Source organism: Rhodanobacter sp. UC4438_H5 (assembly GCF_052978405.1).
The window spans coordinates 582,731-604,419 of sequence record NZ_CM129672.1 but is presented as its reverse complement, the minus strand read 5'-3'; the positions used below and the strand labels follow the sequence as shown (position 1 = coordinate 604,419).

The following is a 21,689-nucleotide window of genomic DNA, read 5'->3' as shown; positions in this document are numbered from 1 at the left end:
ATCTGCTGTTAGTTGGACGGAGGTGGGAAGGGCCGCGATAAATCCTCGGAAGGATACGCCGCGGCACCTCCCGAATCCACCCGCGCGCGGGCCGGGGCGAACGTCTGCGAGGCGCCGCACGCGGCGCGGATGATCCGCCGCGCAACGCGGCCCGCGCGGATGTCGAACAATGTGTCGAACGGCGTGTCGAACGGCGCGTGGCGCGGCGGCGGATATTCATCGACCGCTGCCTCCGACCATGCGAGGTTGCGCGCGCGACCCGCGCTGGAAACGACGCCGCCGGAAAATGTATACTGCGCAGTCCAGTTTGTACGTTGTGACATCTCCGAAGCGCCGCCACGGCGGCGTTTCGGGCGCCACCGGCAACACCCGATGCGCGGCGGAAACGGATTCCCGCGCGGCGCATGCGACGCCCCTCCCCACACCCCGAACAAGAAAGAGAACCGGAGTCCCCATGAAGCCTTCGTCACTGCGCTCGCCGCTGCTGTGCCTGTGCCTGCTGGTATTGGCCGGTTGCGGCAAGAGCACCGGCAACGGTCCGCCGCAAATGCCGCCGCCCGAGGTGGGCGTGGTCACGGTGCAACCGCAGAACTCGCCGCTGACCCGCGACCTGGTCGGGCGCCTTTCCGCCTATCGCAGCGCCGACGTGCGCGCGCGGGTGGCCGGCGTGCTGCTCAAGCGCGATTACGAGGAAGGCACCGACGTCACGCGCGGCCAGTTGCTGTTCCAGATCGACCCGGCGCCGCTGCAGGCCGAGTTGAACGCGGCCAAGGCTTCGCTGGCGCAGGCCCAGGCCAGTTGGACCAACAACAAGGTCACCGCGCAGCGCGTGCGCGAACTGGCGCCCAAGGGCTACGTGTCCAAGGCCGACCTCGACAACGCGCTGGCCGCCGAGCGCAGCAGCGCCGCGGCCGTGCAGGCCGCGCGCGCCAACGTGGAGACCGCGCGCATCAACCTGGGCTACGCCAACGTCACCGCGCCGATCGCCGGCCGCGCCGGGCAGCAGCAGGTGACCGAGGGCGCGCTGGTGGGCAGCGGCGCGGCCACCTTGCTCACCACGGTCGAGCAGATCGACCCGCTGTACGTGAACTTCACGCTCAGCGTGGAATCGCTGGAGAACATGCGCCAGGCGCAGAGCGAGGGCAACGTCACCCTGGCCGGCCAGAACAAGGCCAGCGTGCGCATCACCCTGCCCGACGGCAGCACCTACGCCGAGCCGGGCACGGTCGATTTCTCCGCCGCCACGGTCAACCCGGCGACCGGCTCGGTGGACTTGCGCGCCACCATCCCCAACCCGAAGCACAAGCTGCTGCCGGGCATGTACGTGACCCTGCAGGCCAACCTGGGCCAGCGCCACAAGGTGTTCGTGCTGCCGCAGCAGGCGGTGCAGCGCGACACCACCGGCGCCTACGTGATGACCGTGGGTGCGGACAACAAGGTCGTGCGCAAGGACGTCACCACGGCCGACATGCGCGACGGCGACTGGGTAATCAGCGGCGGCCTGAAGGCCGGCGACAAGGTGGTGGTTTCCGGCATCCAGAACGTGAAGGAAGGCGAGCCGGCCAAGCCGAGTCCCTGGCACCGCGATGCGCCGGCCGGCGCGACGTCCACGGCGCCGGCGGGCGGCGCTTCCGCGAACGGCCAGTAACGGAGCGCCGACATGCCCAACTTCTTCATCGACCGCCCTGTCTTCGCCTGGGTGGTCGCCATCCTGATTTCGCTCGGTGGCGTGCTGGCCATCCTCAACCTGGGCGTGGAATCCTACCCGGACATCGCGCCGCCGTCGGTCACGGTCAGCGCCAGCTACCCCGGCGCCAGCGCCGACACCACCGAGAAAACGGTCACCCAGGTCATCGAGCAGCAGCTGACCGGCATCGACCACCTGCTGTATTTCAGCTCCTCGTCCAGCGCCAGCGGTCGCGCCAGCATCACGCTGACCTTCGAGAGCGGTACCGACCCCGACATCGCCCAGGTGCAGGTGCAGAACAAGGTGGCGCTGGCCACACCGCGACTGCCTTCCGAAGTGACCCAGCAGGGCGTGGTGGTGGCCAAGGCCAACGCCGGCTTCCTGATGGTGGTGGCGCTGCAATCGACCAACCCGGGCATCGACCGCGACCGCCTCAACGACATCGTCGGCTCGCAGGTGCTCGACCAGATTTCGCGCGTGCCGGGCGTGGGCAGCACGCGGCAGTTCGGCTCCGAGTACGCCATGCGCATCTGGCTCAACCCGGACAAGCTGCACGGCTACAATCTGTCGGCCAGCCAGGTGCTCGCCGCCGTGCGTTCGCAGAACGTGCAGTTCGCCGCCGGCGCGCTGGGCGCGGACCCGGCCATCCCCGGCCAGGGTTTCAGCGCCACGGTGTCGACCGAAGGCCGTTTCACCACGCCGCAGCAGTTCGCCGGGATCATCCTGCGCACCAACACCGACGGCACCACCGTCACCCTGGGCGACGTGGCGCGCATCAGCTTCGGGCCCGGCAACTACGGTTTCGATACCCAGTACGACGGCAAGCCGATCGGCGCCTTCGCGATCCAGCTGCTGCCTGGCGCCAACGCGCTCAACGTGGCCACCGCGGTGCGCGCCAAGATGGATGAGCTGGCGCCCAGCTTCCCGCCGGGCGTGACCTGGTTCAGCCCGTACGACAGCACTACCTTCGTGACCATCTCGATCAACGAGGTGGTGCACACGCTGATCGAGGCGATCGTGCTGGTGTTCCTGGTGATGCTGCTGTTCCTGCAGAACTTCCGCGCCACCATCATCCCCACCCTGGTGATTCCGGTGGCCCTGCTCGGCACCTTCCTCGGCATGCTGGTGCTCGGCTTCACCATCAACCAGCTGACCCTGTTCGGCATGGTGCTGGCGATCGGCATCGTGGTCGACGACGCGATCGTGGTGATCGAGAACGTCGAACGCATCATGACCGAGGAGGGTCTCTCGCCGAAGGATGCCACGCGCAAGGCGATGGGCCAGATCACCGGCGCGGTGGTGGCGATCACCGTGGTGCTGGCGGCGGTGTTCGTGCCCTCGTCGCTGCAGCCCGGCGCCTCCGGCATCATCTACAAGCAGTTCGCGCTGACCATCGCGCTGTCGATGGGCTTTTCCGCCTTCCTCGCGCTGAGCTTCACGCCGGCGCTGTGCGCCAGCTTCCTGCAGCCGGAGCACGAGAAGAAGAAGAACGTCGTCTATCGCAAGTTCAACCGGCTGTTCGACTGGACCACGCACACCTATACCCGCCACGTGGGCGTCGCGATCGGCCACGCGCCGCGGTGGATGCTGGCGTTCGTGGTGGTCGCGCTGCTCGGCGGCTTCCTCTACACGCGCCTGCCCGGCAGTTTCCTGCCGGAGGAAGACCAGGGCTACGCGATGTCGGTGATCCAGCTGCCGCCGGGCGCAACCAAGCAGCGCACCACCGAGGTCATGACGCAGATGCGCGACATCCTGCGCAAGGACCCCGCGGTGGACGGGGTGATGCAGGTCACCGGCTTCAGCTTCATCGGCTCCGGCGAGAACGCCGGCATGGCCTTCATCAAGCTCAAGGACTGGGCCGACCGCGATGTCGGCGCCAGCGAGTTCATCCAGCGCGCCAACCGCAAGCTGCACCAGATCCGCGATGCGCGCATCTTCGTGATCAACATCCCCACCGTGCAGGGGCTGGGCCAGTTCGGCGGCTTCGACATGTACCTGCAGGACCGCAGCGGTGCCGGTCGCGACGCCCTGACCGCGGCACGCAACACCCTGATCGGCAAGGCCAACCAGGACAGCAAGCTGGCCGGCGTGCGTCCGAACGAGCTGGAGGAAGCACCGCAGCTGCACCTGCAGGTGGATCGCGTGCAGGCGCAGTCGATGGGCCTGTCGATCGGCGACATCTACAACGCGATCGGGCTGATGCTGGCGCCGGTGTACGTCAACGACTTTACCTATGGCGGGCGCATCAAGCGCGTGATCATGCAGGCCGACGCGCCCTACCGCATGGGCCCGGATGCGCTGCAGCACATCTTCACGCCCAGCTCCAAGCTGGCCGGCGACGGCACCGCGCAGATGATCCCGCTGGCCAACGTGGTGCACTCGACGTGGGACGTGTCATCGCCCTCGCTGACCCGCTACAACGGCTACTCGGCGGTCGAGGTCGTCGGCTCGCCGGCGCCCGGGCACGCCTCGGGCGAGGCAATGAGCGAGATGGAACGGATCATCCGCAACGACCTGCCCAAGGGCTTCGGCTACGACTGGACCGGGCAGTCGTACCAGGAGATCCTCTCCGGCAACGCGGCTACCCTGCTGATGGTGCTGTCGATCTTCATCGTGTTCCTGGCGCTGGCCGCGCTGTACGAAAGCTGGTCGATCCCCGTCTCGGTGCTGCTGATCGTGCCGCTGGCGTTCCTGGGCGCGGTGGTGTTCACCCTGCTGCGCGGCCTTCCCAACGACATCTACTTCAAGATCGGCCTGATCACGGTAATCGGCCTGGCCGCGAAAAACGCGATCCTGATCGTGGAATTCGCGGTGGCCGAGCAGCAGGCCGGACGCAGCCTGCGCGAGGCCACGGTCGACGCAGCCCGCCTGCGCCTGCGCCCGATCCTGATGACCTCGCTGGCCTTCATCCTCGGCGTGTTCCCGCTGCTCGTCTCCTCCGGCGCCGGCGCCAACGCACGCCACGCCATCGGCACCGGCGTGATCGGCGGCATGCTGTTCGCCACCTTCCTCGGCGTGCTGCTGATCCCGGTGTTCTACGTGGTGGTGCGTCGCCTGCTCGGCGACAGACTCGATGGCCACGACCACCCGGGCATCCAGGGGCCACACACCTTCGACTCCGATCCGCAGCGGGGGCTTTGAAGCCGGGAATAGGGAATCGAGAATAGGGAATCGGAAAAGCACGCCCCGCAAGCCCCTGACAAAAACGCCCCGGTATCAGCCGGGGCGTTTTTTGTTTCCCTTGAGAGCGGCGGAGCCTCAATCAACCGGATTGCGCCTGCCGCATGCTCGTCCGATTCCCCATTCCCTATTCCCTATTCCCGATTCCCTGCCTCACCGCAATCCCGTCTCCGCCCGCGCAATCACCAGCCGCTGGATCTCGCTGGTGCCTTCGTAGATCTCGGTGATCTTGGCGTCGCGGAAGTAGCGTTCCAGCGACATTTCCTTCGAATAGCCCATGCCGCCGTGGATCTGCACGGCCTGGTGGGCGATCCACATCGCCGCTTCGGAGGCGGTGAGCTTGGCCACGGCCGCCTCGGTGCCGAAGCGGCCGCCGTGCTTTTCGGCCTCGCCCTTGGTCCACGCGGCGCGCAGGGTGAGCAGCGTGGCCGCATCGAGCTTGCACTTCATGTCGGCGATCTTGGACTGGGTCATCTGGAAGGTGCCGATCGGCTGGCCGAACGCCTTGCGGTCGCGCGACCACTGCAGCGTGGCTTCGTACGCGGCGCGGGCAATGCCGACCGCCTGCGAGGCGATGCCGATGCGTCCGGCATCGAGCACGCCCATCGCGATCGAGAAGCCCTTGCCCTCCTCGCCCAGCAAATTGGCTTTTGGCAACACGTAATCGGTGAACTCGATCTCGCAGGTGGCCGAGGCGCGGATGCCGAGCTTGGGCTCGGTCTTGCCGGCGTGGAAGCCGGGCAGCCGGGTATCGACGATGAAGGCCGACACCCCCTTGGCGCCGATGCCCGGCGTGGTGATCGCGAACAGCACGATGTAGCGCGCCACCGGGCCGGAGGTGATCCAGCTCTTCTTGCCGTTGATCACCCAGTCGCCGTTGGCGTTCCTGGTGGCGCGGGTATGCATGGCCGAGGCATCGGAGCCCGATTGCGGCTCGGTCAGCGCATAGGCACCGATCGCCTCGCCGGTGGCGATGGCGCGCACGTACTGCTGTTTCTGCTCCTCGGTGCCATGCTTGAGGATGCCGTTGCAGAACAGCGAATTGTTCACCGACATGACCGTCGAAGTGGCCGCGTCGGCGGCAGCGATCTCGATCATCGCCAGCACGTAGGCGATCGGGTCCATGCCGGCACCGCCGTACGCCTCAGGCACCTCGATGCCCATCAGTCCGAGCCGGCCCATCTCGCGGATGTTCTCCAGCGGAAACTCGCCCTTCGCGTCCAGCTCGGCCGCCACCGGCGCGATGCGCTTGTGCGCGAAATCACGGGCGATCGACTGGATCGACAACTGGTCTTCGGTAAAACGGAAATCCACGGGTGGGCTCCTTGAGGCAATCGAGCCGCCGATTTTAGCGGCAAATGGCCGATCGGCCCCGCGCAGCCCGCTTGACGCATGGCAAAGCCCGGCCTAGCCTATACATCTTTATATCGCGATACAGGGATAATCATGGACTTGGCCACCGCGTCCAGCGTGTTGCGCCTGCTCGCCGACCCCACCCGCGTGCGCCTGCTGGCCCTGCTGGAGAACGAGGAGCTGACCGTGGCCGAACTGGCCGCCGTGCTGCATCTGGCGCAGCCACGGGTATCCACGCATCTGGCCAAGCTCAAGGAAGCCGGCCTGGTGCGCGACCGCCGCGCCGGCGTCTCGGCTTATTACCGCGCCAACAACGAGGGCGACGAGGCGCAGCACGCGTTGGTGGTTTCGCTGCGCGCCAGCATCGACGACGCCCTGTTGCGCGAGGACACCGCACGACTACCCGGCGTGCTGGCCAACCGCGCCCGCGAGGAAGGCTGGGCCGACACCGTCGCCGGCGACATGGAGCGCCATTACTCGCCCGGCCGCACCTGGGAAACGCTGGCGCGCTCGCTGCTGCAGCTGCTGGGCACCGGCGACGTGCTCGACATCGCCTCCGGCGACGGCATCACCGCCGAGCTGCTGGCGCCGCATGCGCACTCGATCGTCTGCGTCGATTCCAGCGAGCGCGTGGTCGAGGCCGCCGCGAAACGACTGAAGTCGTTCGCCAACGTGCGCGTGATCCAGGGCGACATGCACGCGCTGGAGCTGGGCGAGCAGCGCTTCGATCTGGTGCTGATGCTGCACGCGCTGACCTACGCCGAACACCCCGCCAAGGCGGTGGCCGAGGCCGCCCGCCTGCTGCGCCCCGGCGGCCGCTTGCTGGCCGTGACGCTGGGCCAGCACGACCACCGCGCCGCGGTCGAGCCGTTCGACCACCGCAATCTCGGTTTCCGCATCGAGCAACTCGAAGGCTACGCGCGCAGCGCCGGGCTCGACGTGCTCAGCGGCAACCGGCTCAGCCGCGAGCGCAAGGCGCCGCATTTCGAAGTCATCAGCCTGCTGGCGCGCAAGCGCGCCTGACCCTCTTGTCTGCAAGGACGTTGCAATGAACACCCTGCCCTGGCTCCACCCCGATCGCGTCGCCGCCCTGGAACAGGCGCTGCGCCAACGCATCCTGATCATCGACGGCGCCATGGGCACCATGCTGCAGGCGCACCACCTCGACGAAGAGGGCTTTCGCGGCGAGCGCTTCGAGCACGGCCACGACGGCCACGCGCACGCGCACGACGGTCATGCCCATGACCATCCGGGCTGCGACCTCAAGGGCAACAACGACCTGCTCACCCTGACCCGCCCGGAAATCATCCGCGGCGTGCACGATGCCTACCTCGACGCCGGCGCCGACCTGGTCGAAACCAACACCTTCAACTCCACCCGCATCAGCCAGTCCGACTACAAACTGCAGCACCTGGCCCACGAGCTGAATCTGGAAGGCGCAAAGCTGGCCCGTGCCGCCTGCGACGCGATGACGGCAAAGACGCCGGACAGGCCACGCTTCGTGATCGGCGTGCTCGGCCCGACCAGCCGCACCGCCTCGCTGTCGCCCGACGTCAACGACCCGGGTTTCCGCAACGTGACCTTCGAGGAGCTGGCGGCGAATTACACCGAAGCGGCCAGCGGCCTGATCGACGGCGGCGCCGACGTGATCATGGTCGAGACGATCTTCGACACGCTGAACGCGAAAGCCGCGCTGTTCGCGCTGTCCGAACTGTTCCACCAGCGCGGCGCGCGCGTGCCGGTGATGATCTCCGGCACCATCACCGACCGCTCCGGCCGCACGCTCTCCGGCCAGACCGCCGAGGCGTTCTACTACTCGGTACGCCACGCACAGCCGCTGTCGGTCGGCTTCAACTGCGCGCTCGGCGCCGAGGACCTGCGCCCGCACATCCAGACCCTGGCGAGCATCGCCGAAAGCCATGTCAGCACCCACCCGAACGCCGGCCTGCCGAATGCCTTCGCCGAATACGACGAGACGCCCGAACACATGGCCGGCGTGATCGCCGACTTCGCCCGCGACGGCCTGCTCAACCTGGTCGGCGGCTGCTGCGGCACCACGCCGGCTCACATCCGGGCGATTGCCGAGGCGGTGCGTGATTGCGCGCCGCGTGCGCTGCCTTGCGTCGATCAAGCGGAGGCCGCATGACCATGACGCGCCACACCCGCCTGTCCGGCCTCGAACCGCTGGTCATCACGCCCGACCTGCTGTTCATCAACATCGGCGAGCGCACCAACGTCACCGGCTCGGCCAAGTTCAAGAAGCTGATCAAGGAAGACCGCTACGACGAAGCGGTGGAAGTGGCCCGCCAGCAGGTGGAGAGCGGCGCGCAGATCCTCGACGTGAACATGGACGAAGGCCTGCTCGATTCCGAAGCGGCAATGGTGAAGTTCCTCAACCTGATCGCCGCCGAGCCGGACATCGCCAAGATCCCGGTGATGGTGGACTCCTCCAAGTGGAGCGTGATCGAGGCCGGCCTGAAGTGCCTGCAGGGCAAGGGCGTGGTCAACTCCATCTCGCTGAAGGAAGGCGAAGAACCATTCCTGGAGCAGGCGCGGAAAATCCTGCGCTACGGCGCCGCCACCGTGGTGATGGCCTTCGACGAGAACGGCCAGGCCGACAGCGTGCCGCGCCGCCTGGAAATCTGCGAGCGCTCGTACAAGCTGCTCACCGAAGAAGTGGGTTTTCCGCCCGAAGACATCATCTTCGACTCCAATATCTTCCCGATCGGCACCGGCATCGAGGAGCACGCCGACAACGCGGTGAACTTCATCGAGGCGGCGAAGGAACTGAAGAAACGCTTCCCGTACTCGCACCTCTCCGGCGGCGTCTCCAACGTCTCGTTCTCGTTCCGCGGCAACGACGCCGTGCGCGAGGCGATCCACAGCGTGTTCCTCTACCACGCCATCCAGGCCGGCATGGACATGGGCATCGTCAACGCCGGCCAGCTGGCGATCTACGACGAGCTGGAACCCGAGCTGCGCGAGCGCGTGGAAGACGTGGTGCTGAACCGCCGCGCCGACGCCACCGAGCGGCTGATGGAGATCGCCGAGAAGCACAAGAAAGGCGCGCGCGAGCAGGACAATAGCAACGCCATGGCCTGGCGCGAACTGCCGGTGCGCAAGCGGCTGGAACACGCACTGGTGCACGGCATCGACCAGTTCGTGGTGGAAGACACCGAGGAAGTGCGCCAGACCGTCACCCGCACGCTGGACGTGATCGAAGGTCCGCTGATGGACGGCATGAACGTGGTCGGCGACCTGTTCGGCGCCGGCAAGATGTTCCTGCCGCAGGTGGTGAAATCCGCCCGTGTGATGAAGAAGGCGGTGGCCTGGCTGCTGCCCTTCATGGAAGAGGAGAAAAAACTCAGCGGCAACACCAGCAAGAGCAACGGCAAGATCGTGATGGCCACGGTCAAGGGCGACGTGCACGATATCGGCAAGAACATCGTGGGCGTGGTGCTCGCCTGCAACAACTTCGAGGTGATCGACCTCGGCGTGATGGTGCCGGCGCAGAAGATCCTCGACACCGCGATCGAGGAGAAGGCCGACATGATCGGCGTCTCCGGCCTGATCACCCCTTCGCTGGAGGAGATGGCCAACGTCGCCCGCGAAATGAAGCGGCGCGGCTTCAGCATCCCGCTGCTGATCGGCGGCGCCACCACCTCGCGCGCGCACACCGCGATCAAGATCGAGCCGCACTACGAAACCGCCTGCGTGTGGGTGAAGGATGCCTCGCGCGCGGTCGGCGTGGCGCAGTCGCTGGTCAGCAAGGAGCTGGTCGACGGCTTCCTGGCCAAGGTGCGCAGCGAGTACGCGGAGGTGCGCGAGCGCCACAAGCACCGCGGCCCCGGCAAGAAACTGGTGACGCTGGCGCACGCACGCGGCAACCGCTTCAGCTGCGACTGGGCCAACTACGACCCGCCGCAGCCGGTGCAGCCCGGCCTCACCGTGTTCGACGACTACCCGCTGGCCGAGCTGCGCGAAACCATCGACTGGACACCGTTCTTCCAGGCCTGGGAACTGGCCGGCCACTACCCCGCCATCCTCACCGACGCCGTGGTCGGCACGCAGGCCAGCGAACTGTTCGCCGACGCGCAGGCGATGCTGGACAAGATCGTCAACGAGAAGTGGCTGAAGGCCCGCGCGGTGATCGGCTTCTGGCCGGCCGCCAACCTCATGGACGACGTGGAGATCTACACCGACGACACCCGCACCCAGCCGCTGGCCACGCTGCACCACCTGCGCCAGCAGGCCGACAAGCCGGTGGAACGGCCCAACCTGTGCCTGGCCGATTTCATCGCGCCGAAGTCGTTCGGCAAGCCCGACTGGATCGGTGGCTTTGCCGTCACCGCGGGCCTCGGCATCGAGCCGCACCTCGAGCGCTTCCACGCCGACCATGACGACTACTCCGCGATCATCCTGAAAGCGCTGGCCGACCGCCTCGCCGAAGCCTTCGCCGAACGCATGCACCTGCGCGTGCGCAAGGAGTTCTGGGGTTTCGTGCCCGACGAAAGCCTCGACAACGAGGCGTTGATCGCCGAGAAATACCAGGGCATCCGCCCCGCCCCCGGCTATCCGGCCTGTCCCGATCACACCGAGAAGGCGACGCTCTTCAAGCTCCTCGACGCCACGAACAACGCCGGCATCATACTCACCGAAGGTTTCTCGATGTATCCGGCAGCCGCCGTCTCCGGCTGGTACTTCTCGCACCCCGGCAGCCAGTACTTCGTGGTCGGCCGCCTGGGCCTGGAACAGGTGCAGGACTACGCCAAACGCAAAGGCTGGAGCCAGGCCGAGGCCGAACGCTGGCTCGCCGCCAACCTCGACTACGACCCGGATTGACCGGCCGCCCGGGTAGGGCGGGCACTGCCCGCCGGCTCTTGCTCGTGACGAGGGCGGCGGGCAGTGCCCGCCCTACGCCAACTCAAGCGGTGGCGTCGCCGGTCATGCCGTTCTTTCGATGGCGGAGGTGAACGACCAGGTTGTAGACCGACACGAACACCGGGAAGAAGTTGGAGAGGATGCCCACCGAGTCGTTCTTGCCGAACACGAAGTACGCCAGCAGCAACACGCTGCCGCACACCGACAGCCACCAGAACGCCAGCGGCATCACCACGCGCTTGTACTTGCGCGTGTAGTAGAGCTGGACGAACCAGCGGCTGGTGAACATCAGCGTGCCGGCGAAGCCGACGATCTTCCACGGCGTCAGCTCGAACTGCTGCAGCGCGTGAAGGATGCGAACCAGTTCGGTGTCGAGGAATGCCATGAGCGTGCGCTTGCGTCGGGAAAGGCGCCAAGTCTAGCAATTCGCCACCATCGCTCCTTGCACGCCGCCGCAGCCGGCGGCGATCGGCAAGGCCGTCTCCTTCGCCGCGAACACGAAAAAGGCCACCCGCTGGGTGGCCTTTTCGCGATTCTGTATGGTGGGCGATGCAAGGATCGAACTTGCGACACCTGCCGTGTGAAGGCAGTGCTCTACCGCTGAGCTAATCGCCCGCCGAGAACGCGCAATTTTAGGGATACATGCCGAGCCGGTCAACCATCGCGCGAACTCCGGCGCGGCGCCGACGCTGGGATGGCCGGCGCCCGGTGATCAATGGCTGGGCCGGGCAAGCGACACGGATCTCGCCTGCCCCGGCACGATCAGCCCGACGATTCGAGCACGTGGGCGACCAGTGCGGCCAGAAACGTTTCGCGCAGGCGGCGGTAGTGCGGGTCTTGCGGGCCTTTCAGCGCGGCTACGTGCATGGCGTGGTGGCTGGCGCCCAGGCTGTCGTCGAGATCGGCCAGGTGGAAGTATTCGCCGGGGCCGCAGGTGCGTCCGCTGTGGGTGGCCCAGAACGCGGACTCGGCCGGCAGCGCGACGAATTGCTCCTCCCACAGCAACTCGCCGGCCAGCGCGCCGAGACTGGTGAGCGGGACTTGCGCCCGCGGAGCGGGGCGATGCGCGCGCAGCCAGCCTTGCAGCGCCTCGGCCGGCATCGGCCGGGCCAGTGCGTAGCCCTGGCCGAAATCGGCGCCCAGCAGCGAGGCCGCCTCGATCAGGTCGGGCGTTTCCAGCCCTTCCACCACGACCTCCAGCCGCAGGTCGTTGCCGATGCGGATCAGCTGGCGGATGAAACGCAGCGTGTTCAAGGGGTCGCGTCGGGCCTGCAGCACGATCGCCTGGTCGATCTTGATGCGGTCGAACGGCCATTGGCGCAGCCGGATCAGCGAGCTGTAGCCGGCACCGAGGTCGTCCTCGACCAGCCGAACGCCCAGCGCCTTCAGCGATTGCATGCCCGGCTCGTCCAGCGAGCCGGGGTGTTCGCTGGCCAGCGGGGATTCGAGGATCTCCAGCAGCAGCGCCGCGGGCGGGCAACCGCTGTCGGCGAGGACCGCGGCGGCAGCCGCGCCGTAGCGGGGATCTTCCAGCGCCGCCGCCGGCACGTTCACCGACATGTCCAGCGGGTGGCCCGCACCGCACAGCGATTGCCGGCAGGCGGTGGCCAGCGCCAGGCCATGCCGGAACAGCACGATCAGGTCATCGGCATCCAGCGCGGGCAGGAAGCGGCCCGGCGCCAGCAGCTGGTCGTCCACGTCGCGCAAGCGCGCCAGCGCCTCGAACTCGGTGACCGCGCCGTCGGCCAGCCGGATCAGCGGCTGGTAGTGCATCTGCAAGGCATCGGTGGCGATCCGCGCGCGCCAGCGCTCGCGCACGAAGAACGGCAGCAATTCGGCGCCCTGCCGCGGTGGCGACAGCCGCGCCAGCGCAAGGTCCAGCACCGACTTGACCTGCTCCACGAAGGCACGTTGATCCTCGCTCTGCAAGCCGCCGGCATACGGGCTGTACAGCGACAGCACCACCACCGGGTTGTCGCGCGACGGACACAGCGGGATCGAAACGCTGGAGACCACCCCGAGCCCGAGCGCCATGTCGCGCCAGCTGGCCATGGCCGGATCGCTGCCGAAATGCACGCAGCGCTGGATGCTGACCGTGCGCCAGGCGCGCCCGCTCGGCCCGCCGCCCTCCGGGTGACCGGGATCGACGCGGATCGGCAATGCCTCGCCCGCGCTCAGCGCGCGCAGGTAGGCCGCAAACGCATTGCCCGCTACCGCCTCGTAGGTCAGCCGGCCGGAATCATCCGGGCGCCCCACCGCGCAGGCGGCAAATTCCTGGTGCGAGGCGAGGATGTCGACCACGCCCTGGATCAGGCCAAGATAGCCCTCGGCCGACCACGCCAGCGCATTGAGCCGGGCCAGCAGCGCCATGCGCCGGCGTTGCAGCGCGCGCATGCTTTCAAGCTGCCAATGCCGCTCGGCATCCAGCCGTTGCAGCACCACGTCCAGCGCGCGGCGGTCGGCCGAGGCCAGCACCGTGACCAGGTCGTCGCGCAGTTGCTCGATCGCCTCCAGCAGCCACACTTCCTCCAGCCCGCAGGCGGCGTGGAACAGGCCGGTGCGCGTGGCGCGCTTGCGGTGGGCGGCCAGGTCCAGGTCCGCGCGGGCCAGCACCTGCAGATGCGCCAGCATGTGCAGCTTGAGCGCGCGGTACTCGCCGTCCGGCAACGCGCGCAGCAGCGTGCCGATGCCTTCGTGCTGGAGCAGCGCCGCGCAGAAACTCTCCACCACCGCCTGCAGCCGCGGCTGCCAGCTGTCGCGGCAGGCCCGCAGCAACATGGTGGCCTGCTCGCCGTAAGGTGCGACCGGCCCTTCCGGTTCCACCGTGGCCAGCGCGCCGTCGGAGCGCGCCATCGCCCACCAGCGCGTGCGATGGCGCTTGCGCGCCTTGACCTGGTACATCGCCTGGTCGGCCAGGCGCAGCAACTGCTCGCCACTGGCATGGCCGTCGCTGGCATAGGTGGCGATGCCCAGGCTGGCGCCGATCGGCAGCAGCCGGCCGTCGATCGGCACCGGTTGCAGCAACGCGGCACCGATCCGTTCCAGCAGGTCGTCCAGGTCGCTCTCGTGCTGCAGGTCGTCGAACACCAGCACGAACTCGTCGCCGCCGAAGCGCGCCACGTAGTCGCCGCCGCGCAGCAGCAGGCGCAGCCGCTCGGCCACCTCGGCCAGCACGCGGTCGCCCACCGCGTGGCCGTGGCGATCGTTGATCGGTTTGAGATCGTCCAGGTCGAGCAGACCGACCGCGACCCGCCGCCCCTGCCGCCGCGCGCTGGCCAGCACCGCGTCCAGATGGCGATCCAGCGCGCGCCGGTTGGGCAGGTCGGTGAGGTCGTCGTGCGAGGCGAGGTACGTCTGCCGCTCCTGCTCCTGGCGCAGGGCGTGGCGCTGCGCATGCTGGCGCAGGGCGAGCCCGGCGGCGTCGGCGATCTCGTCGAGCAACCGGCACATCTCCTCGTCGAACGCATCGGGTTCGGCGGTCACCACCACGAATACGCCGGTCGGCGTGCGCGCATTCGGGTCGGTGCCATCGACGGGCCCGGCAAACAATGGCCAGCAGCCGACCGCACTGGCGTGCTCGCTCAGCTCGGGGCGCCAGGGGTTGTCGCTCGGCGTGCCTGCCGTGGGTTTGCGCCGGATGACCGGCGTGCCCTGCATGAACGCCTGGGTAGGCGCGATGGTGCGCGGGCCGTCCTGGTGCCGCGGCGGCATCGGCAGGGTCAGCATCACCTCGGCGATCGGCCCGACCAGGGCCACCCGGCGCAAGGTGTCCTGGCCCTCCACGGCGGCGAACACGTCGACCGCCGCAGCGCCGGCGATGTCCGCCAGCGCACGCGCCAAGGTGGGATAGATCGCGTCCGGGTCGGGTTGCTCCAGCAACGCGCGCTGGATCGTGCGTTGCGCATCGCGGTAACGGCTCATGCGGATGCTGCGTTCTAGCAGCATCTGGTGGTCCCAGAACCGGCTCAGCTCGTCGACCAGGCGCTGGGCCCAGTCCAGCAGCTCCTCGCCAAGCGCCGGGCCGCCCTCGCGCGAGTACGAGGCCAGCACCAGCTGGCCGCCGTCGCGGGTACGCGAGGCGGCCACGATGCAGGCACCGAAGCCGTGCTGGCGGGCGGCGGCGCGCCAGTGCGCAAACTCGGCGGAGGCCACCGGGGTGACGCGGGCGCGCTCCTCGCGCAGCACGATGCCGACCGGGCCGCGGCCGCCGGGCTCGTCCATCGCGTCGCTCAAGCGCAGGGTCTCGGCATAGGCCTGCGCCGGCCCCGCGGCGGCCAGCACCTCGACCGCGTGCATGTTGCTCTCGCGCCTGCCGATCCACACCAACGGCAGCTTCATGGTGGCAGCAAGGATGCGGCTGACTTCCAGCAGTGCCCGGCGGCGATCGTGACCGGGAGCGGCATGCAACAGGCTCAAGGTTTCCGCCACGCTTCGATAGAAGCGCTCGCGCAGTTCGCCGGGCACGGCAGCTCGGTTCGGCATGGACTCCCTCGGCGGCTCCCCGTCGTCGTGGATCGTGTCGGCGCGTTTGCCTGCCGCACAAGCCGGGAGTCACCGGCAAAGCGGCAGTCGTGGGTGATTCGGTGCAACGATCATCAGCCTACCGGAAATCGGTCCGTCGCCGCATCAGCTTGCGCTTGTGCAGATCGGCCCGCGCTGGTCAGCGAGCGGGGGCCTGCTCCTCGGCCAGCGCGTGCTCGACCAGCAGCGCGAACAGCCGGTCGCGGCGCCGGCCGTGGCCGGGGTCGAACGGCCCCGCGGCGGCGGCGTCGAGCATCTCGCGCCAGGCCAGCCGCAACGGCGCGCCGACGCCCTCGGCGGTACGCAGCCAGTCCCCGACGCCGCCGCCGGCATGGACGTGGCGGCGCAGCGCATCGGGCACGTCGAACAACGCGGCGAAACGCTCCTCCCAACGCAGCGCGCTGGCCAGCGCGCCGAGCGCATGGCGCGGCGATGCGCCCGGCCGCGGAGGACGGACGGTCCCCAGCCACCCGGGCAACGCCTCCGCCGGCATCGGGTGGGCCAGCGCAAAGCCCTGGCCGAAATCCGCGCCGAGGATCGCGGCGGCCTCCAGCATGCCGGCCGATTCCAGGCCTTCGACGACCACCTCCAGACCCAGGTCGTGGCTGACCCGGATCAACTGGCGCAGCGCGCGCAGGGTGCCCAGCGGGTCGAACCGGACCTGGCCGATGATGGCGTGGTCGACCTTGATGCGGTCGAACGGCGACTGGCTCAGCCGCGCCACCAGGTTGCGGCTGAGCGCGCGGTCGTCGCCCGGCGCGTGGTGCTCGATCGACTTCAGCGACTGCACGCCGGTTTCGGCCAGCAACGCCCAGCAGCCGATGCCGCTGGCATTCTCGAAAGCCTCGAAACGCAGCGCGTCGGGCGGGCAGCCGCTGGCCTGCAGGATGGTCTCGACCGTGCGCGCGTAGCGGGCATCGCGCAGCGCCGCCACCGGCACGTTGACCGACATGCCCAGCGCCAGCCCGCTGCGTGCCAGCGACTGCTGCCGCGCCACCGCCTGGATGATGCCGTCGCGGAACAGCCGCATCAGCCCTGCCGCACCCAGCGCCGGCATGAAACTGGCCGGCAGCTGCAGGCCGCCGGCGGCGTCGCGCAGCCGCGCCAGCGCCTCGAAGCCGGCGATCTGGTTGTCGGCCAGGCGCACCATCGGCTGGTAGTGCATGCGCAGCGCACCGCCGGCCAGCAGACTGCGCCAGCGCTGGCGCACGAAGGCCGGCAGCAGGGTCGCCAACTGGCGTTGCGGCGCCATGCGCAGCAGCGCCAGTTCCAGTACCTGCTTGATCTGCGCGATGAACGCGCGCTGGTGCTCGCTGCGAAAGCCGCCGGCATAACCGCTGTACAGCGCCAGCAGCGCCACCGGCCGGCCCGGGGCCAGGCACAGCGGCACCGCGACCTGCGAAACGATGCCGTGGCGTTCGGCGGTGTCGCGCCACAAGGCCATCACCGGATCGCTGCCGTAGTGCGCGCTGCGTTCGACGGCACCGCTTTGCCAGGCGCGGCGCAGCGGTTCTTCCGCCCGTGCCGCGGCGCGATCGACCTGCAGCGGCGGCGCCACGCCGTGGTTGGTGATGCGCAGGTATTCGGCCGGCACCGCGCCGGCCACCAGCTCGCTGACCATGTCGCCGGAGGCATCCGGGCGACCGGCGGCGCAGACGACCAGTTCCTCGTGCGCCGCCAGCACCTGCACGGCGTCTTCGAGCAAGTCCAGGCTGTCGTGCGCCGACCACGCCGCGGCGTGGATCTTCGCCAGCGCCGCGTCACGCCGCCGCTGCAGGTCGCGCATGCTTTCCAGCTGCCATTGCTGGTCCATCGCCAGTCGCTGCAGCACGATCGCCAGCGCATCGCGCTGGGCGCGCGGACCGCGTCCCAGGGTGCCGGCGAGGATCCCGCGCAATTGCTCGATCGCCTCGGCCAGCCACGCTTCTTCCAGCCCGCACGCGGCCTGGCAGATACCGGCGCGGATCGCGCCTGCGCGCTGGCCGGCTTCTTCCAGCTCGGGATAACACAGGGTTTGCAGATGGCGCGCCAGGCGTTCCTCGAACGCCTCCCGCGCCGACGCGGGGAAACTCGCCAGCAGGCCGGCGATGCCTTCATGGGCGCCGAGGGCGGCATGGAAGCGCTGCGCCACCACCGGCAGTTGCGCCTGCCAGACCTCGGCACACGCGCGCAGCACCGCGGCCGCCTGCGGGCCATGCGCCTCGGCGATGCCGGCCTCATCGCCCGCCGCCGCAACGGGGGCGCCTTCGCTGCGCGCCAGCGCCCACCAGTTGGCGCGCTGCTGTTTGTGTGCCTTGACCTGGTACATCGCCTGGTCGGCCAGCCGCAGCAGTTGCTCGCCGCTGTCCTGCGCGTGGGTCGGATACAAGGCCACGCCCAGGCTGACGGTGATGTCGATGTTGTTCTGTCCGCCCAGCGCGATCGGCTGCTGCAGCGATTGCCACAGCCGTTCCAGCAGCATGGCCAGGTCGTCTTCGCTGGCGAGGTCCTCCAGCACCAGCACGAATTCGTCACCGCCCACGCGTGCCACCGAATCCTCCGAGCGCAGTGCGTCGTGCAGGCGATGTGCCACCTCGACCAGCACGCGGTCGCCGGCGGCGTGGCCGTGGCGGTCGTTGATCGGCTTGAGGTCGTCCAGGTCGAGCATGCCCACCGCCACCAGATGGTGGTGCCGGGCCGCCCGCGCCAGCGCGCGTTCGAGGTGGTAATCGAGCGCGCGCCGGTTGGGCAGGTCGGTCAGTGCGTCGTGCAGCGCCAGGTAGGTCTGTCGCTCCTGTTCGCGGAACAGGGCCTGGCGCTGCGAGTACTGGCGCAGCGCCAGGCCGACGGTGTCGGAAATCTCGTCGAGCAGGCGCCACAGGTCGGCATCGAACGCGTCGATCTCGGCCGCCGCCAGCAACAACACGGCGGCGGCGTGGTACTCGACACCGCTGTCGCGGGGCAGGGTCTGGAAGATCGGCCAGCAACCGATCGCCGCCACCTCGCCCAGCGACTCGCCGTGCCACACGAGCGACACGTCGGGCCACGCCGACGGGCGCAGCCGCACCACCGGTTCACCCTCCATCCACGCCTGGGTGGCTACCGGCATCGGCGGTTCGTCGACCTGTCGCGGCGGTTCGGGCAGCGTCGCCAGCCGCTCGACCAGCGGCCCGGCACCCACTTCCCGGCGCAACACCTCGCCCTCGGGCACATAAACCATCACCGCACTGGCCGCGGCGTCCTTGACCAGTGCATTGGCCAGCGTCATGTAGATCGCCGCCGGCTCGGGGTGCGCCAGCAGCGCGCGCTGGATCGTGCGATGCGCATCGCGGAAACGGCCCAGCCGCAGGTTGCGTTCCAGTTGCGCCTGGTCGTCCCAGAACCGGGCCAGCTCGTCGGCCAGGCGCTGCGCCCAGTCGAGCAGTTCGTCGGTGAGCGCGGGCCCGCCGCGGCGCGAGTACGCGGCCAGTGCCAACTGGCCACCGTCGGCGGTGCCGGCGGCCGCCACGATGACCGAGTCCAGGCCGTAGGCATGGGCCGAGCCCTGCCAGTCCGCGTCCCCGGGCGAGTCGATCGAGGCCAGCTGCGGACGGCCGTCGCGCAAGGCGGCTCCGGCCGGGCCGCGGCCGCCCGGTTCGCGCGGATCGTCGCTGACCGGCCACACGCTGGCGTACTCCGCGGCGGGGCCGGCGGCGATCAGCTCGAGGGTGGATTGGCCCAGTTCGCGCCGGCCGATCCACACCAGCGGCAGATCCATCGTGCTGACCACGGTGGTGGCCACTTCGAGCAGGGCGCGGCGGCGATCGTAGCCGGCGGCCGGGTGCAGCAGGGTAAGCGTCTCCGCCACGCTCTGGTAGAAGCGCTCGCGAAGTTCGCCATCCTGCCGATCCTGCCCCTGTACCGCCATGCCGATCATTCCCCCCAAATATCCTCTCCGACGCCCCGCTCAGCCGGCCGATGGCCGAAAGACGGGCGGCAGCCAGGCGCTGCGCCCCACCGAGAGCCCGCCGGAAACTGGTTCACGGCGCAGTAGAAGCAAGTTCCACGCCACCGCAACCGCACCACGGAAACCCCTTGCCTGCAGGCATCGCCCGCATTCCCGCGCCATGCCGCCGGACAGCGGCCGGGGAAATCCATGCCGTTTGGGTCAGAACGGGCCGATCAGCGCCGCTACCGGCAGGCACGCGCCCGCTCGCGCATCATGGCCTGCTCGCGACGGTTGCGGGTCAGCGTGGCGGCGCGCTCGAACTCCCGGCTCGCCTCCTCGCCGCGCCCCAGCCGCGCCAGCAGATCGCCGCGCACGGCGGGCAGCAGGTGGTAATGGCGCAGGCTCGGCTCGTCGCCCAGCGCATCGACCAGGGCCAGGCCCTCGGCCGCACCGCTGGCCATGCCCACCGCCACCGCGCGGTTGAGCTCCACCACCGGCGAGGGCGCGACCCGGGCCAGCACGGCGTACAGCGCGGCGATCCGCGACCAGTCGGTTTCCGCGGCCGTGGCGGCGCGCGCGTGGCAGGCCGCCACCGCCGCCTGCAGGGCGTACGGGCCCAGCTCGCCGCCCAACCGGCGCGCCTGTTCCAGCGCGGCGAGCCCACGGCCGATCAGCAGGCGATCCCACAGCGCGCGGTCCTGGTCGAGCAGCAGGATCGGCTCGCCGCGCGCATCGGTGCGCGCGCGGGCGCGCGAGGCCTGGATCTCCATCAACGCCACCAGCCCATGCACCTCCGGCTCGCGCGGCATCAACCCGGCCAGCACGCGGCCCAGGCGCAGCGCGTCCTCGCACAGGCCCGGGCGCATCCAGTCGTCGCCGGTGGTGGCCGCATAGCCCTCGTTGAAGATCAGGTAGATCACCCCGAGCACGGCGGCCAGCCGCTCAGCCAGCTTGTCGCCGCGCGGCACTTCGTAGGCCACGTCCGACTTGGCCAGGCTGCGCTTGGCCCGCACGATGCGCTGGGCAATCGTTGCCTCCGGCACCAGGAAGGCGCGCGCGATCTCGTCCGTGCCCAGCCCGCCGAGCAGGCGCAGGGTCAGCGCCACTCGTGCCTCCATCGAGAGCAACGGGTGGCAGGCGGTGAAGATCAGCCGCAGCAGATCGTCGCCGAACGGGTCGTCCAGCGTGCGTTCGGCGACGGCCTCGGCGGATTCGTGTTCGCGATCCCATTCGTGCACAAGTTGCTCGTGCTTGCGTTCGACCAGCTTGTGCCGGCGCAGGCGATCGATGGCACGGCGCTTGGCGGTGGTCATCAGCCAGGCGCCGGGGTTGTCCGGCACGCCGGTTTGCGGCCACTGTTCCAGCGCCGTCACCAGCGCGTCCTGCGCCAGTTCCTCGGCCAGCCCGACATCGCGCAGCATCCGCGCGAGGCCGGCGATCAGCCGGGCCGATTCGATGCGCCAGACCGCGTCGATGGTGCGATGGGTGTCGGTCATGCTCATGACCGCCGATCACAGCACCGGTCCGCGGCGGGCGCAAGCGCCGTTGGTGGGGGCTGCCGCCCGTCGCGCTGGCGGGCGGTACCCGCCCTACTCGTGGCCCAGTTGCGCGCGCAGGCGGGCTTCCTGCTCGCGCAGCTCGGGCGTGAACGCCTCGCCGAAATCCTCCGCCTCGAACACCGGGCGGATCTCGATCACCGACTCGCCCTCCATCGGATTGGGGCAACGCCGCACCCAGGCGATCGCCTCGTCGAGCGATTTCACCTGCCACAGCCAGAAGCCGGCGACCAGCTCCTTGGTCTCGGTGAACGGCCCGTCGACGACATGGCGCTGCCTGCCGGAGAACGTCACCCGTGCACCGCGCGCGCTGGGCGCCAACCCTTCGCCGGCAAGCATCACGCCGGCCTTGACCAGCTCCTCGTTGAACTTGCCCATCGCAGCCAGCAACTCCTGGCTCGGCATCACGCCGGCTTCCGATTCGGCGGTGGCCTTGACTATCACCATGCATCGCATCGCAAGTGTCTCCCGTGGGGCCGGATCACCGTGCGCCGGCTTCACTTCACCGACGAACCAGCGTGCCGCGGATCGACACGGCCCACCCGTCGCAGGCGTCGAGACCCGGACGGGCGACAATGCCGCTCCACTTGGAGACAATCGCCGC

Annotated in this window: 12 protein-coding genes and 1 tRNA gene; 5 read left to right on the top strand and 8 right to left on the bottom strand. The window is 69.2% G+C overall.

Annotated elements, in window-relative coordinates; genetic code table 11:
- Positions 1-8 precede the first annotated feature (8 nt).
- Positions 9-323: a hypothetical protein gene (locus ACVCL9_RS02695; protein ID WP_447099219.1), complete on the bottom strand. Its 315-nt coding sequence runs from the start codon at positions 321-323 to the stop codon at positions 9-11.
- A 131-nt stretch (positions 324-454) separates the two neighbouring features.
- Between ACVCL9_RS02695 and ACVCL9_RS02690 the strand changes: the two genes are divergently transcribed.
- Together ACVCL9_RS02690 and ACVCL9_RS02685 are read left to right on the top strand one after the other, a co-directional pair.
- The gene (locus ACVCL9_RS02690; protein WP_395117555.1) at positions 455-1,648 is read left to right on the top strand and encodes an efflux RND transporter periplasmic adaptor subunit; all 1,194 of its coding nucleotides are present in this window, start codon (positions 455-457) and stop codon (positions 1,646-1,648) included.
- A 12-nt stretch (positions 1,649-1,660) separates the two neighbouring features.
- Positions 1,661-4,828 (top strand): multidrug efflux RND transporter permease subunit, encoded by a 3,168-nt coding sequence (locus ACVCL9_RS02685; RefSeq protein WP_447099220.1) that lies wholly within the window; start codon positions 1,661-1,663, stop codon positions 4,826-4,828.
- 192 nt (positions 4,829-5,020) lie between these two features.
- Here the strand turns inward: ACVCL9_RS02685 and ACVCL9_RS02680 are convergent, their stop codons facing one another.
- Entirely contained in the window at positions 5,021-6,214 is a 1,194-nt protein-coding gene (locus tag ACVCL9_RS02680; protein WP_395121363.1) for an acyl-CoA dehydrogenase family protein, read from the bottom strand.
- 99 nt (positions 6,215-6,313) lie between these two features.
- On the opposite strand from ACVCL9_RS02680, the gene ACVCL9_RS02675 reads away from it, so the two are divergent.
- Genes ACVCL9_RS02675 through metH form a run of 3 tightly spaced genes read left to right on the top strand, consistent with a single transcriptional unit; the run spans position 6,314 to position 11,062 of the window.
- Positions 6,314-7,243, top strand: a complete 930-nt coding sequence (locus ACVCL9_RS02675; RefSeq protein ID WP_447099221.1) for an ArsR/SmtB family transcription factor — start codon at positions 6,314-6,316, stop codon at positions 7,241-7,243.
- A gap of 25 nt (positions 7,244-7,268) precedes the next feature.
- On the top strand, positions 7,269-8,366 hold the full coding sequence (locus ACVCL9_RS02670) for a homocysteine S-methyltransferase family protein (protein WP_447099222.1): 1,098 nt from the start codon (positions 7,269-7,271) through the stop codon (positions 8,364-8,366).
- The gene (metH, locus tag ACVCL9_RS02665; RefSeq protein ID WP_447099223.1) at positions 8,363-11,062 is read left to right on the top strand and encodes a methionine synthase; all 2,700 of its coding nucleotides are present in this window, start codon (positions 8,363-8,365) and stop codon (positions 11,060-11,062) included. The genes ACVCL9_RS02670 and metH overlap by 4 nt, the downstream gene beginning before the upstream one ends.
- Before the next feature lie 82 nt (positions 11,063-11,144).
- On the opposite strand, the gene ACVCL9_RS02660 is transcribed toward metH, so the two are convergent.
- From ACVCL9_RS02660 to ACVCL9_RS02635, 6 genes are all read right to left on the bottom strand, one after another.
- Positions 11,145-11,486 carry a lipid-A-disaccharide synthase N-terminal domain-containing protein gene (locus ACVCL9_RS02660; protein WP_395117545.1) on the bottom strand — a complete coding sequence of 114 codons (342 nt, stop codon included), beginning with the start codon at positions 11,484-11,486 and terminating at the stop codon, positions 11,145-11,147.
- A gap of 155 nt (positions 11,487-11,641) precedes the next feature.
- Positions 11,642-11,716, bottom strand: a tRNA-Val gene (locus tag ACVCL9_RS02655).
- Positions 11,717-11,863: 147 nt separating this feature from the next.
- Positions 11,864-15,583 carry an EAL domain-containing protein gene (locus tag ACVCL9_RS02650; protein WP_447099224.1) on the bottom strand — a complete coding sequence of 1,240 codons (3,720 nt, stop codon included), beginning with the start codon at positions 15,581-15,583 and terminating at the stop codon, positions 11,864-11,866.
- Positions 15,584-15,761: 178 nt separating this feature from the next.
- Positions 15,762-19,517, bottom strand: coding sequence for a diguanylate cyclase domain-containing protein (locus ACVCL9_RS02645; RefSeq protein ID WP_447110664.1), 3,756 nt, complete (start codon positions 19,515-19,517; stop codon positions 15,762-15,764).
- A 254-nt stretch (positions 19,518-19,771) separates the two neighbouring features.
- Entirely contained in the window at positions 19,772-21,031 is a 1,260-nt protein-coding gene (locus tag ACVCL9_RS02640) for an RNA polymerase sigma factor (RefSeq protein ID WP_447099226.1), read from the bottom strand.
- An 87-nt stretch (positions 21,032-21,118) separates the two neighbouring features.
- A complete protein-coding gene (locus ACVCL9_RS02635; RefSeq protein ID WP_447099227.1) occupies positions 21,119-21,541 on the bottom strand; it encodes a YciI family protein in 423 nt (140 codons plus the stop codon).
- Positions 21,542-21,689: the final 148 nt, after the last annotated feature.

Coding starts and splice junctions, on each gene's coding strand:
- ACVCL9_RS02695 (WP_447099219.1), bottom strand. CDS start 323: ATGTCACAACGTACAAACTGGACTGCGCAGTATACATTTTCCGGCGGC.
- ACVCL9_RS02690 (WP_395117555.1), top strand. CDS start 455: ATGAAGCCTTCGTCACTGCGCTCGCCGCTGCTGTGCCTGTGCCTGCTG.
- ACVCL9_RS02685 (WP_447099220.1), top strand. CDS start 1,661: ATGCCCAACTTCTTCATCGACCGCCCTGTCTTCGCCTGGGTGGTCGCC.
- ACVCL9_RS02675 (WP_447099221.1), top strand. CDS start 6,314: ATGGACTTGGCCACCGCGTCCAGCGTGTTGCGCCTGCTCGCCGACCCC.
- ACVCL9_RS02670 (WP_447099222.1), top strand. CDS start 7,269: ATGAACACCCTGCCCTGGCTCCACCCCGATCGCGTCGCCGCCCTGGAA.
- metH (WP_447099223.1), top strand. CDS start 8,363: ATGACCATGACGCGCCACACCCGCCTGTCCGGCCTCGAACCGCTGGTC.
- ACVCL9_RS02660 (WP_395117545.1), bottom strand. CDS start 11,486: ATGGCATTCCTCGACACCGAACTGGTTCGCATCCTTCACGCGCTGCAG.
- ACVCL9_RS02650 (WP_447099224.1), bottom strand. CDS start 15,583: ATGCCGAACCGAGCTGCCGTGCCCGGCGAACTGCGCGAGCGCTTCTAT.
- ACVCL9_RS02645 (WP_447110664.1), bottom strand. CDS start 19,517: ATGATCGGCATGGCGGTACAGGGGCAGGATCGGCAGGATGGCGAACTT.
- ACVCL9_RS02640 (WP_447099226.1), bottom strand. CDS start 21,031: ATGAGCATGACCGACACCCATCGCACCATCGACGCGGTCTGGCGCATC.
- ACVCL9_RS02635 (WP_447099227.1), bottom strand. CDS start 21,541: ATGCGATGCATGGTGATAGTCAAGGCCACCGCCGAATCGGAAGCCGGC.